The following is a 12457-nucleotide window of genomic DNA, read 5'->3' on the forward strand; positions in this document are numbered from 1 at the left end:
ATCCGTGTCAACCACGATTGACAAAGGTGTTGCCGGAACCCGCTCAGCCACGCGCCGCCCAGGTCACCGTGACCGTGACGCGATTCCCCCTGCGGGCCTGGATGCGCACCTCTCCCCCGTGCCTGCGGACCTTGGCGTGCCCGTCCACGGAGACCCGCCACGCCCCGGCCGTCGGCGGCAGGGAGATCTCCGTGGTGCCACGGCGGCCGGCCGTGTAGGAGAGCCGGTAGACGCCGGTGGTGTCGTCGTACGTGTCGGAGTGGACGGCTCCGGCGACGGCGGGAGCGTACGGCGTGGCGGTGCGCTCCTTGTTGGTCGCGAAGGCGCCTTCCTTGTCCAGTGCGCAGTAACCGCCGCCGTAGCACCACACATAGCCCGCCCAGCCGGAGGTGTAGCGGCTCAGGGAGGCCATCGCGTCCCGGTAGAAGCGGGCCATCCGCGGGAGTGTGTTGTTCAGCGGGCCCCACTCGCCGACGACGACCGGGATGTTCCGCTGCTCCGGGTACGCGGTGACGGCGGCTTCGTACGACTCGATCCAGCCCGCCGACGGGTCGTAGTCGCCGCCCGCCTCCATCGCGGTGTTGTAGAAGTGCGGTGCGTAGACGGTCCGGTGGTCTTTGACCGCCCCCAGCCCGGTGGGGACGCCCTCACCGACGATGGGGGTGGGCTCGACGAACAGCCAGTTGGCACGGTCCACCGAACGGACCGCGCGGGCCAGCCGGTTGTACATCGGGGTGAGCTGCTGAGCCTCGATGCGGCGGGCAGCCGTCGCCAGGTCCTCCCCCTCCCCGATCTCCCCCATCGGCTCGTTGATGAGGTCGTACCCGAGGACGGCGGGGTGGTGCTCGTAACGGCCGGCGACGACTTTCCACATCTGCGCCTGGGCGCGCTGGAGATCGGGATCCTCGTAGAGATGGGTGAAGGCGCGCTGCACGGCGGGCTCGAAGTACTCGGCGAACCAGTCGTCGGGGTGCGGCGTGAAGGGCAGACCATCGGTACGGGTCGCCCAGGCCGGGATGCCGCGGTGGCCGAACGCCGGGCCGAAGACGTCCTGATGGGCGTCGAGCAGCACGTGGATGCCGTACGTGCGCGCCCAGTCCAGGACCCGGTCGATCCGGCGCAGATACGCGGCGCTGTAGTGGCCCCGGCGCGGTTCCAGATCGTCCCAGAAGATGAGCAGCCGGGCGAAGTCGAAACCCTTGGCGTGCAGATCGCGGAAGTGCTTCTCGGTGATGGCGGTCAGCGCCTGGCCGCCGCGGTTCGCCTTGTCCTCGACGTTCCATCCGCGCAGGGTGAGGGTGCGGCCCTCGTCATCGGTGAGGCGGGGGATGCCGGACCGGCCCGATGGTGCGGAATGTGCGTCCGGTGCGGGATGTGCGTCCGGTGCGGGATGTGCGTCGGCGGCGGGGGCGAGGGCCCCCGCCGCGAGCACGAACGAAGTGACGACCGAGGTGAGTACGCTGCCCATCCGCATCCGCGTCCGCATTCGCATGGCGCAGATGAGAGCAGTTCACCCCGCACACCTCAAGAGCAGGTGAGCACAATCTTTCCGAACTGGTCACCCGAGGCCAGCCGTTCGAATCCCTCGCGGGCCCGGTCCAGCGGCAGCACCTCGTCGATGACGGGCCGCACGCCGGTCGTCGCGCAGAACGCCAGCAGATCCTCCAGCTCGTCCTTGGACCCCATGGTCGAGCCGACGACCTTCAGCTCCAGGAAGAAGATCCGGGTCAGCTCGGCGTGCGAGGGCCGGTCGCCGCTGGTCGCACCGGAGATGACGAGCGTGCCGCCGGGGCGCAGCGACTTCACCGAGTGGGACCAGGTGGCGGCGCCGACCGTCTCGATGACCGCGTCGACACGCTGCGGCAGCCGCGCGCCCGGCTCATACGCCTCGATCGCACCGAGTTCGACGGCGCGCTTGCGCTTGGCCTCGTCGCGGCTGGTGGCGTAGATCCGCAGCCCGGCCGCCCGGCCGAGCACGATCGCGGCGGTGGCGACACCGCCGCCCGCGCCCTGGACGAGAACGGAATCGCCGGGACGCACCCCGGCATTGGTGAAGAGCATCCGGTACGCGGTGAGCCAGGCGGTCGGCAGACAGGCGGCCTGCTCGAAGGTGAGCTCCTTCGGCTTGGGCAGCACATTCCAGCTGGGGACGGTGACCTGCTCGGCGAAGGTGCCCTGGTAACGCTCGGTCAGGATGGAACGGGGTTCCTTCGGGCCGACGCCGTGCCCGGTCTGCCCGATGACGGAGTGCAGGACGACCTCGTTGCCGTCCTCGTCGATCCCGGCGGCGTCGCAGCCGAGAATCATCGGCAGCTTGTCCTCGGCGAGACCGACGCCGCGCAGGGACCAGAGATCGTGATGGTTGAGGGAAGCGGCCCGGACACTGACGGTCGTCCAGCCGGGACGCGCCTCGGGGGCGGGGCGTTCGCCCAGCTCAAGGCCGTTGAGGGGGTGGTCGCGGTCGATGCGGGATGCGTAGGCGGCGAACATGGCCCTGACGATAGGCCGGGGCGCGGGCCGATGTAACCAGCCACGGGTGTGACGCGCACCGCGGGGGGTGCGCCCGCGGCGGGCCTGTTCCCCGCACCTTTCCGAAATGGGGCTCCGCCCCGGACCCCGTGCCTCAAACGCCGGCCGAGGCCGGTTATTCAGCCCCTCCGGCGATTGAGGAGCGGGGGTCCGGGGGCAGAGCCCCCGGCTACGGGAAGGGGCGGGTAGGGGAACGCCCGCCGCAGGCGCACCCTGCAACCGGCACCCACACCCGCCCCGGACCTCAGCGCCGAGCCACACCCTCCGCCCGCGCCGCCGCGGCCACCGCGGCCGTCACCGCCGGAGCCACCCGCTCGTCGAACGGCGACGGAATCACGTAGTCCGCCGCGAGCTCGTCGCCCACGACATCCGCCAGCGCGTTCGCCGCAGCGATCTTCATGCCCTCGGTGATCCGGGAGGCCCGGACCTGAAGGGCACCCGCGAAGATGCCGGGGAAGGCCAGCACGTTGTTGATCTGGTTCGGGTAGTCGGAACGCCCGGTCGCCACGACGGCCGCGTACTTGTGCGCGATGTCGGGGTGGACCTCGGGGTTCGGATTGGCCATGGCGAAGACGAACGCACCGGGCGCCATCGACGCGACGGCCGCCTCGGGCACCGTACCGCCGGAAACCCCGATGAAGACGTCCGCGCCGGCCAGCGCGCTCTCCAGCGGACCGGAGATCCCGGCCCGGTTCGTGAGCTCGGCCAGCTCGCGCTTGACGTCCGTCAGGTCCTCGCGGTCCCGGCTGACAATGCCCTTGCGGTCGGCCACGGCGACATCGCCGAGCCCCGCCTCCAGCAGGAACTTGGCAATGGCCACCCCGGCCGCACCGGCGCCGGAGATGACGGCGCGCAGATCGCCGAGACTCCGGCCGGACAGCTTCGCGGCGTTACGCAGGGCCGCGAGCGTCACGACGGCGGTGCCGTGCTGGTCGTCGTGGAAGACCGGGATGTCGAGCCGCTCCTGCAGCTTGCGCTCGATCTCGAAGCAGCGCGGCGCCGAGATGTCCTCCAGGTTCACGCCGCCGAAGGACGGCGCGAGCCGGACGACCGTCTCGACGATCTCGTCCGCGTCGGTGGTCGCGAGCGCGATCGGGACGGCGTCGACGCCGCCGAACTGCTTGAACAGAATCGCCTTGCCCTCCATCACGGGGAGGGACGCCTCGGGGCCGATGTCACCGAGGCCGAGCACCGCGGTGCCGTCCGTCACGACTGCGACGACCTGCGACTTCCAGGTGTAGTCGTGGACCAGCTCGGGATTCTCGGCGATGGCGCTGCACACCTTGGCGACGCCGGGTGTGTACGCGAGGGACAGGTCGTCCTTGTCACGGACGGGAACGGTGGCCTGCACGGCCATCTTGCCGCCGCGGTGGAGCGCGAAGGCCGGATCGAACGGCTCTTCGGTGGCGCTGTCAGTGGTGCTGTCGCTGCGAGGATTGACGATCTCCGCTGCCATGGTGTTGACCCCTTAAGTCTTCATCGTTTGAGGGTGGCCACTCCTGGTTGAGGAGGGGTGGGCGGGCACCGCGTACGTTCCCTGCGCCCGGCGGTTGGCCCGCCCCGGCAGGGGGAAATACATACGCGCGGGCGCGCCGCACACGCGCCCTGAGCCCCGGATGAGGGGTGTAAAAGTCTTTCTTACCCGACGGACCACGTCACGGACGAGTCCATATCGACGCGGTGATGTGACTCATAGTCGAATATCTGGACAAGTCGGCCAACCGATGAAATGGCGTCCATCAGTCGAGACGCGCCGAAAATCCTCCGGCGTGAAGAAGAAAACCCCACAGATGGTCCGGCCTTGATGTACCGGCCCCTTGAAGTTCGGGGATCGCCCGTTACCCGATTTTGACATGGCTGGCCCCCTGTTTGGACTAATCCGAATGGCAAGATGCCGTAATCACGCAGGTCGGCGACGTCCGACGTCGTGTGTCCTTACCGCCTGGCAACGCCACCCTCATCTGCCGGAGGAACCCGATCATGACCGCAAGCACCACACGTCGTACGGCCGCGAAGTCCCGGATTGCAGCGGTCGGCGCCATCGCGGTCGCCGGCACCATGCTGCTGACCGCCTGCGGCGACCAGACCGACAGCGGAGGCGGCACCGACACGAACGCGAAGAAGAACGCCGCGCCGCTCTTCAGCAAGCTGCCCAAGGACATCCAGGACGCGGGCGTCATCAAGGTCGGCACCAACGCCGAGTACGCCCCGATGGAGTCCGAGGTCGACGGCAAGATCGTCGGTGTCGACCCTGACATCGCCGCCGCCCTCAGCAAGCAGCTCGGAGTGACGTTCACGTTCACCTCCGGCTCGTTCGACGGCCTGATCAGCTCCCTGAACTCGGGCCGCTACAACATCGCGATGTCGTCGATCACCGACAACAAGCAGCGCCAGGAGGGCCTGGACGACAAGGGCAAGAAGCTCGGCGAGGGCGTCGACTTCGTCGACTACTTCACCGCCGGCACGGCCGTGTACGTGAAGAAGGGCAACCCGAAGGGCATCAAGTCCATCGAGGACCTGTGCGGCCGGACCGCCGCCGTGCAGAAGGGCACCACGTACGAGAAGGCCCTGACCACCCAGTCCAAGAACTGTACGGACGGGGGCAAGAAGGCCATCAGCATCGAGCCCTTCGAGAACGACACCGAGGCCCAGACCCGCGTGAAGTCCGGCGGCGCGGTTGCCGGGGTCAACGACTACCCGGTCGCCCTCGACCTGGTCCGCAAGGCGGACAACGGCCAGGCCTTCGAGATCGTCGGCGAACAGTACGACGCCGGCCCCTTCGGGATCGCGGTCAGCAAGAAGAACACACAGCTCCGGGACGCCCTCAAGGAGGCCGTCGACGCCATCATCAAGGACGGCTCCTACAAGAAGGTGCTGGAGAAGTGGGGCGCGGAGACCGGTGCCATCGACGCGGCCGTCATCAACGGCGGCAAGTGAGCCGAGCTCACCACTGAAGGGCAGTCGCTGTGACTGAGAAGTTCGACAAGGTGCCTGCGGGCACCACGCCGGGCGGGGGCGCGGTCTCCAAGGGGTCCGCGCTCCCCGCCGAGGCGATAAAGGCAATTCCCGTCCGCCACTACGGGCGCTGGCTCAGCGGTGTGATCGTCATCGCGCTGCTGGCAGCGCTGGTGTACGCGTTCGCGCAGGGCAACGTCCAGTGGCACGCGGTGTCCGACAAGCTCTTCGACGACACCGTCGTCAAGGGCGCGGGCCGCACCCTGATGATCACCGTGCTCGCCATGGTGCTCGGCGTGGTCCTCGGCGTGATCCTGGCGGTCATGCGGATGTCCAAGAACCCGGTGACCAGTGGCGTCGCCTGGCTGTACATCTGGTTCTTCCGCGGCACGCCGGTCTACGTGCAACTGCTGCTGTGGTTCAACCTGGCGCTGATCTTCCCCATCCTGAACATCCCGTTCATCTACAAGAACGAGATGACGGACGTCATGACGCCGTTCATGTGCGCCCTGCTGGGCCTCGGCCTGAACGAAGCGGCGTACATGTCGGAGATCTGCCGCGCCGGTATCCAGTCGGTGGACGAGGGCCAGACCGAGGCGTCGCACGCACTGGGCATGACCCAGGCCAAGACGATGCGCCGGGTGGTGCTGCCGCAGGCGCTGCGGGTGATCATCCCGCCGACCGGCAACGAGTTCATCAACATGCTGAAGACCTCGTCGCTGACGGTCGCGGTGACCTATCCGGAGCTGCTCCGTGCCACGTCGAGCATCGGCTCGACCTCGTATGCGGTGATGGAGATGCTCTTCGTCGCGTCGATCTGGTACATCGCGATGACCAGCGTGTTCAGCGTCGGGCAGTTCTATCTGGAACGCCGTTACGCCCGGGGCACGACCCGCAGCTTGGCTCCCACCCCTTGGCAGAAGGTCAAGGCGAACCTGGCTACGTTCAGCAACCGCACGGGGGTGTCCTCATGACCGCCATGGTGAAGGCCGAGGGCGTCCACAAGTCCTTCGGCGCCGCGCACATCCTCAAGGGCATCGACCTGGAGGTCGCCCCGCGTGAGGTCTTCTGTCTGATCGGCCCGTCCGGTTCCGGCAAGTCGACCTTCCTGCGGTGCATCAACCACCTGGAGCAGATCAACGCCGGCCGGCTGTCCGTCGACGGCGAGCTGGTGGGCTACCGCCAGAAGGGCGACAAGCTCTACGAGCTCAAGGACAGCGAAGTCGCCCTGAAGCGCCGGGACATCGGCATGGTCTTCCAGCGCTTCAACCTTTTCCCTCATATGACGGCGATCGAGAACGTCATGGAGGCTCCGGTCCAGGTCAGGCGCGAGTCGAAGGCCGTCGCCCGGGCCCGTGCGGTGCGGCTGCTGGACCGGGTCGGTCTGGGCGACAAGGGGAACAACTACCCCTCGCAGCTCTCCGGCGGCCAGCAGCAGCGGGTGGCGATCGCCCGCGCCCTGGCCATGGAGCCGAAGCTGATGCTCTTCGACGAACCGACGTCGGCACTCGACCCGGAGCTGGTGGGCGATGTCCTGGACGTCATGCGCGGTCTCGCGGAGGACGGCATGACGATGATCGTCGTGACCCATGAGATGGGCTTCGCCCGTGAGGTCGGCGATGCGCTGGTCTTCATGGACGACGGTGTGGTGGTCGAGTCGGGCCACCCGCGCGACGTACTGACCAACCCGCAGCACGACCGGACGAAGTCGTTCCTGTCGAAGGTGCTTTAAAGGTGCTCTGAGAGCGCACGAGGAGGGCGGTACGGACCTGGGTCCGTACCGCCCTCCTCTCCGTATCCCTACTTCTTCGGCAGCAGCTCCGGGCTGAGCATCAGCGTCCGCAGCTGGGCACGGGTGAGCGGCGGGGTCTTGAGAAGCGGGCCCTGCGCCTGCTCGCTCTTGATACCGGTGCTGTCGCGAACGGCCGGCACCCCGCCGTCCTTCAGGGCGAGCCGGCCGACCGGCTCGGCCCCCCACAGAGGCCGCCTCGATGTTGTCGAGCCGCCCGTGCCGCCGTCCGCCGAGCACCACTTCGACCAGCGTCGCCTGGACCAGGTCCTCGGCCTCGTGCCGGTCGCCGCACAGCAGATACGCGCTGCGGAACAGTGCGGTACGTCTGCCCTCGACGAAGGCGTGCAGCGCGGCACCGTCAGCGATCCGCATCGTCGGCGCCCCTCTCCGGGTCCGCGGGTGCGGACCGTCTCACCCTTCAAGTGCGGCGGGACGCACGGTGGGTTGCAGCAGAGTGCAGAAAAAGAAGGGGCGGTACGGGCCAGGGCCGTACCGCCCCTTCCCGGGCATGCTGCCGCTACTTCACCGCGAGCACCAGAGTGTCCGAGGGGGACGCCCAGACGGCCCGTGCCTCACCGAACCCCGCCTCGCGCAGGGTGTCGGCGTGCCACCGCACGGACGGCATGTCGCCGTCCGCGTGCTCGCCGTAGATCTTGTACCGCTCGGCGGTCGGCCCGGCGAGGACCGGGTCCTTGGCGGCCAGTGCCCACCAGTCCGCCCAGTCGAGAGCGCCCGCGGCCTTGGCGCGGTCCATGACTGCGTGCCGGTGGGCGCGTTCGGCCGCGTTGATACGGGGGGTCCCGGTGTCGATCATGTGGTCGGCGTTCATGAACACTCCGCCGTCCCTGACGAGCCCGCCGATCCGCCGGTAGAGCGCGGTGAGCGGTTCGGTGTGCAGCCAGTGCAGGGCGGTGGCGGTGAGAACGGCGTCGTACGAGTCGTACGGCAACTGCCCTGTCCAGTCGGGATCCTTGAGGTCGGCGGTGACGAAGGTGACGCGCTCGTCGCCGTCGAAGTAGCCGCGGGCGATGGCGAGCAGTGCCGGGTCGAGGTCGACGCCCGTGCTGGTGGCCTCGGGGAACCGCTTGAGCAGCCGGTCCGTAATACTTCCCGTACCGCATGCGAGATCGAGCACTCTCGGCCGGGGCCCCACAATGGCCTCGACCATGTCCAGCATCACCCGGAACCGTTCCTCGCGGTCGGGCATGTACCACTCCTGCTGGCGGTCCCAGCTCTCCTGCCAGGCCGCCCAGTCAGTACCTGTCGTTGTCTCCGCCACGAAGAACCTCCCATGTAATACCCTGGAACCGCAAAAGCCCATTACATCGTTCGCTGCACCGACTTTAGACCGACGCCGTAAGGACTACAAGTGGAACTGGCCTATTACTCGGACTATGCCGTGCGTCTGGTCAACACCGAGGAGCCGGCCCGCAACAAGGACTCCCTCACCTCCGTCGAGGCGGTCCGCGAGCTGTTCGGCGTCAACCAACAGGCGGCCCGGCGGGCGACCGACGCGGATGTGACCCGCTTCCGGTCCGTACGGGCACGGCTGCGCGCGGTCTTCGAAGCGGCCGACGGCGGTGACGAGACACTCGCTGTCGACCTGCTCAACTCACTGCTGCTGGAGTTCCCGGTCAGCCCGCAGATCTCCGGGCACGATTTCCGCGACGAGGACGGCAAGCCGGACTGGCACATGCACCTGGCCGACCACCCGTCGAACGCGACGGCCGGGTACGCCGCCATCGCGGCCATGGGCCTCGCCTTCCATCTCACCTCGTACGGTGTGGGCCGGCTCGGCCTGTGCGAGGCGGCGCCGTGCCGCAACGCCTACCTCGACACCTCGACCAACCGCTCCCGCCGCTACTGCTCGGACCGCTGCGCGACCCGCGCCAACGTGGCCGCCTACCGGGCCCGCAAACGCCTGGAGACGGAACGCGCCGCCGACACCGGCCGCAGCGCGGAAACCGCCCAGGTCGCCACACCCCGAACCGACCGCTGATCCTTCTTCAGCGGCCGGTAGCGCGCCCGGACCCTGGCCAGCACGAGCTCCTCGGGCACCGTCCCGTAATCCGTGCTGTCACCGCCCGCGAAGGTGTTGTCGGCCAGCACCCACCAGCCGCCCCGACGGCGCTCGGCGGCCCGCTTGACGATCAGCAGATCCTGCTGGAACGGGTGCCGCAGAATCACCACATCCCCGGGGCGCACCGTTGCCCCGTACTGCACGAGCAGCCAGTCCCCGTGATGGAGCGTGGGCACCATCGACGGCCCCGTCACCTCCACCACCTGGAACGGCACGCGCGCAGTCAGCCCTCGCCCGGGCTGCTCCTGCGTCAGCTCAGGCAACTCCGGCACCTCCCGCATCTCTCCGGCACCTCCCCGGTCCGTCCAGTACACCGTCCTGTACAGCGTTCCGTACATTCGGCCACTGGGCCCATCCTCACCCTGGACTTTTGGCCTAAGCCCATGGGGGCACCCGCTAAAACCCGCCTCTCACGGAGTAATGTCCCACCTGAGAAGACGATCACGAGGAAGGACAGCTCAATGCTTTCCCGCCTGTTTGCCCCCAAGGTGAAGGTCAGCGCCCACTGCGACCTGCCCTGCGGCGTGTACGACCCGGCCCAGGCCCGCATCGAGGCGGAGTCCGTCAAGGCCGTCCAGGAGAAGTACCAGGCCAACGAGGACCCGCACTTCCGGGCCCGCGCGGTGGTCATCAAGGAGCAGCGCGCCGAGCTCGCCAAGCACCACATCTCGGTGCTGTGGAGCGACTACTTCAAGCCCCCGCACTTCGAGAAGTACCCGGAGCTGCACCAGCTGGTCAACGACGCCCTGAAGGCGCTGTCGGCCGCGAAGGCCTCCACGGACCCGGCGACGGGCCAGAAGGCGCTGGACTACATCGCCGAGATCGACAAGATCTTCTGGGAGACCAAGAAGGCTTGATCTCTGGCTAGGCTGCCTGACCTGCGGTTTCGCGGGTCGCATCGCCTACCTGTCCGCACCCGGTCCGCAGGCCGCCGAGAACGGCGTCCATCACGGACCGGGTGCGGTCTTCTTCTCCCGGCCACAGATGCGCGTAGATCCGCAGGGTGATGACGGCGGACGCGTGGCCGAGGACCAGCTGCACCTGCTTGACGCTCGCCCCGCCCGCGATGAGTGCGGGGGCGAAGAAGTGCCGCAGGTCGTGGGTGACCATGCGGGGCAGCTGGACGGGCTTGCGGCCCTCGTTCCCTGCCGCCTTGTCCTCCAGCGCCTGAAGTGCCTTCCGGGCGCAGTTCCATCGCGCGCCGGGTCGTCGCCGCCACCGGCATTGCCCCGGGGGGACGAGAAGGCGTGCCGGTGGATCGCGGTGCGCATCTTGGCCGACCCCGCGTGGCCTGCCCTGGCCACCGCCTTGGGCCGCGCCGAGACCGGAGGCCGCCCGCCGGCCGCCGTTCTCACTGCGGCCGCTGAGGGGCGTGAACTCGACACCGCCGAACACCCTGCTCAAGTGCTGATCTGGCGGCTCGATGACGCGTCCAACCGACGACTCGCAGCCGCAACAGCAGGTACCACAAAGTTTCTCCCTCTCGTCGGCGTGGGCGATGATGCCCCGACCAGGCGGACGGATTCTCGTCAAAGTGACATGCTGGATACTTCACTGGAACAAGGGAGTTGGGCTCATGCAGTGGACCGTCCATGGCGAGCGGCAGATCTACAGCAACCCATGGGTGAACCTCTGGCTCGTGGACGTTCAGCAGCCTGACGGCCGGCGGTGGGAACACCATGTGGTCCGGATGCGGCACCTGGCCGTAGCGGCCGTGGTCGACGACCAGAAGCGCGTGTTGATGATGTGGCGGCACCGGTTCATCACCGACACCTGGGGCTGGGAGCTTCCGATGGGTCTCATCGAGGCCGACGAGACCCCTGAGCAGGCTGCCGCTCGCGAGGTGGAGGAGGAGACCGGCTGGCGGGTGGAGAGCGTCAAGCCGCTGGTCTACGCGCAACCCGCGAACGGCATCACGGATTCCGAGCACTTCGTCTTTCGCGCTGAGGCCGCCTCGTATGCAGGCCCACCGACCGAGGTGAACGAGTCCGACCGGATCGAGTGGATTCCGATCTCTGAGATCCGAGGCATGATCGACCGCCGTGAGGTGGTCAGCAGCGGCAGCCTGGTCGGCCTCCTGTATCTGCTGCTGGACGAAGGGACCAGCAGCTCGTAGGGGGGTCAGCCGAGGGCGTCGCGCATGCGTTGCTCGAAGGCGAGGACAGGGGCCTCGCGTGCGTAGGGCAGCATTCGGCGGTGAAGTTCCTGGACGTGGCCGCTCACTCGTGGCGAGTCAATAGCTGCGGTGAGGTCGAGGGCGAGGCCAGCGCTGGTGCATGCCTCGTCGAGTTTGCCCAGCTGGAGCTGGGCGCTGGCCAGCCAGTAGGCGTGGAAGGCGCGGCCTCGCTGTTGGTCGGCATTTTCTCGACGCAGGCCCTCGGTGATGAGGGGTTCGGCGCGGGCTGGTTCGCCGAGGCGCGCGTAGGCGATGCCGGTGTCGACGAGGAGTTTCGTCTCGTCGAAGTAGTGGACCCAGGGAGGCGCCTCGGCTTCGTGTCCGCGTGAGCGTTCGTACTGGTCACGGGAGCGGTCCACGGCCTGGTGGCAAGCCTGGGCATCTCGGAGGGCGGCGTGGGCGAACGCTTCGCGCAGGTGCAGCATCGACATGACGAGCGGCTGTTCACCGGCGACGCGGGCCGCGTCCTGGGCACGGCATGCAAGGGTCACAGCATCGTTCGGGTTGCCGTCGTAGGTGGCCAGCAGGCTCATGCAGGACAGCACATTAGCCATGAAGAGGCTGTCGCCGTGCGCGTGCGAGAGCTTGAGCGCCTGGGTGAAGTAGGTGCGAGCGGTGCTGTACTGGCGGGCGTCGAAGTAGGCCCACCCGGAAAGCCGTGCCAGTTCGGCCGCGACCCCTTGGAGGTCGTGCCGTAACCCACCCTCGGCAGAGTCGAGGAGGCGACCGACATAGCGCAGGTGCCCCACGACGGCCGGCCGCAGGGTCGCACCGCCGTGTGCGTTGTCACGCCGCCAGTAGTCCTGGACCGAGGAACGCAGGGCCGTGAGGGTGGAACGGGTGGCACGGCCGTCGACCAAGGCGAGCAGGTCGTCCAATTCCTGTGCCGGTTCCGCGCACTGAGCCCGGTACGCAAGTGCGTGCC

13 protein-coding genes and 2 pseudogenes are annotated in these 12457 nt (G+C 68.3%); 6 read left to right on the top strand and 9 right to left on the bottom strand.

Features of this window, described 5'->3' with window-relative positions:
* Window positions 1-43 precede the first annotated feature (43 nt).
* The 3 genes from ACGFU7_RS11805 to ACGFU7_RS11815 form a co-directional block, all read right to left on the bottom strand.
* A complete protein-coding gene (locus ACGFU7_RS11805) occupies window positions 44-1492 on the bottom strand; it encodes a cellulase family glycosylhydrolase (RefSeq protein ID WP_393694678.1) in 1449 nt (482 codons plus the stop codon).
* Window positions 1493-1524: 32 nt separating this feature from the next.
* Entirely contained in the window at window positions 1525-2490 is a 966-nt protein-coding gene (locus ACGFU7_RS11810; protein WP_393694680.1) for a zinc-binding dehydrogenase, read from the bottom strand.
* 283 nt (window positions 2491-2773) lie between these two features.
* A complete protein-coding gene (locus ACGFU7_RS11815; RefSeq protein ID WP_393694682.1) occupies window positions 2774-3985 on the bottom strand; it encodes an NADP-dependent malic enzyme in 1212 nt (403 codons plus the stop codon).
* Window positions 3986-4509: 524 nt separating this feature from the next.
* Here ACGFU7_RS11815 and ACGFU7_RS11820 point away from each other — a divergent pair.
* The 3 genes from ACGFU7_RS11820 to ACGFU7_RS11830 are packed head-to-tail and all read left to right on the top strand — an operon-like array spanning window position 4510 to window position 7216.
* Window positions 4510-5466 carry an ABC transporter substrate-binding protein gene (locus ACGFU7_RS11820; protein ID WP_393694684.1) on the top strand — a complete coding sequence of 319 codons (957 nt, stop codon included), beginning with the start codon at window positions 4510-4512 and terminating at the stop codon, window positions 5464-5466.
* A gap of 29 nt (window positions 5467-5495) precedes the next feature.
* Window positions 5496-6458, top strand: a complete 963-nt coding sequence (locus tag ACGFU7_RS11825) for an amino acid ABC transporter permease (protein ID WP_393694686.1) — start codon at window positions 5496-5498, stop codon at window positions 6456-6458.
* 5 nt (window positions 6459-6463) lie between these two features.
* Window positions 6464-7216 (top strand): amino acid ABC transporter ATP-binding protein, encoded by a 753-nt coding sequence (locus ACGFU7_RS11830; RefSeq protein ID WP_393694916.1) that lies wholly within the window; start codon window positions 6464-6466, stop codon window positions 7214-7216.
* A 68-nt stretch (window positions 7217-7284) separates the two neighbouring features.
* Here the strand turns inward: ACGFU7_RS11830 and ACGFU7_RS11835 are convergent, their stop codons facing one another.
* The 3 genes and pseudogenes from ACGFU7_RS11835 to ACGFU7_RS11845 all read right to left on the bottom strand — a co-directional run bounded on the left by ACGFU7_RS11835 (window position 7285) and on the right by ACGFU7_RS11845 (window position 8555).
* Complete coding sequence (locus tag ACGFU7_RS11835; protein WP_393694688.1) at window positions 7285-7416, bottom strand: hypothetical protein; 132 nt, start codon at window positions 7414-7416, stop codon at window positions 7285-7287.
* A 52-nt stretch (window positions 7417-7468) separates the two neighbouring features.
* Window positions 7469-7648 (bottom strand): annotated as a pseudogene (locus ACGFU7_RS11840) (SigE family RNA polymerase sigma factor); the annotation flags it as partial.
* 145 nt (window positions 7649-7793) lie between these two features.
* Window positions 7794-8555, bottom strand: a complete 762-nt coding sequence (locus ACGFU7_RS11845; protein WP_393694690.1) for a class I SAM-dependent methyltransferase — start codon at window positions 8553-8555, stop codon at window positions 7794-7796.
* Between the two features lie 90 nt (window positions 8556-8645).
* On the opposite strand from ACGFU7_RS11845, the gene ACGFU7_RS11850 reads away from it, so the two are divergent.
* Window positions 8646-9275 (top strand): CGNR zinc finger domain-containing protein, encoded by a 630-nt coding sequence (locus tag ACGFU7_RS11850; RefSeq protein WP_393694692.1) that lies wholly within the window; start codon window positions 8646-8648, stop codon window positions 9273-9275.
* Here ACGFU7_RS11850 and sodX read toward each other — a convergent pair.
* Window positions 9179-9694 (bottom strand): nickel-type superoxide dismutase maturation protease, encoded by a 516-nt coding sequence (gene sodX, locus ACGFU7_RS11855; RefSeq protein ID WP_393694694.1) that lies wholly within the window; start codon window positions 9692-9694, stop codon window positions 9179-9181. The genes ACGFU7_RS11850 and sodX overlap by 97 nt on opposite strands.
* A gap of 123 nt (window positions 9695-9817) precedes the next feature.
* Between sodX and sodN the strand changes: the two genes are divergently transcribed.
* Window positions 9818-10213 carry a superoxide dismutase, Ni gene (gene sodN / locus ACGFU7_RS11860; RefSeq protein WP_266981604.1) on the top strand — a complete coding sequence of 132 codons (396 nt, stop codon included), beginning with the start codon at window positions 9818-9820 and terminating at the stop codon, window positions 10211-10213.
* A gap of 7 nt (window positions 10214-10220) precedes the next feature.
* Here the strand turns inward: sodN and ACGFU7_RS11865 are convergent.
* Window positions 10221-10568 (bottom strand): annotated as a pseudogene (locus ACGFU7_RS11865) (tyrosine-type recombinase/integrase); the annotation flags it as partial.
* Window positions 10569-10932: 364 nt separating this feature from the next.
* On the opposite strand from ACGFU7_RS11865, the gene ACGFU7_RS11870 reads away from it, so the two are divergent.
* Window positions 10933-11472, top strand: coding sequence for an NUDIX hydrolase (locus ACGFU7_RS11870; RefSeq protein ID WP_393694696.1), 540 nt, complete (start codon window positions 10933-10935; stop codon window positions 11470-11472).
* A 5-nt stretch (window positions 11473-11477) separates the two neighbouring features.
* On the opposite strand, the gene ACGFU7_RS11875 is transcribed toward ACGFU7_RS11870, so the two are convergent.
* Window positions 11478-12410, bottom strand: a complete 933-nt coding sequence (locus tag ACGFU7_RS11875; RefSeq protein ID WP_393694698.1) for a hypothetical protein — start codon at window positions 12408-12410, stop codon at window positions 11478-11480.
* Between the last annotated feature and the right edge of the window lie 47 nt (window positions 12411-12457).

Origin of the sequence: Streptomyces sp. NPDC048473, from assembly GCF_043200155.1 — a bacterium.
GTDB lineage: Bacteria > Actinomycetota > Actinomycetes > Streptomycetales > Streptomycetaceae > Streptomyces.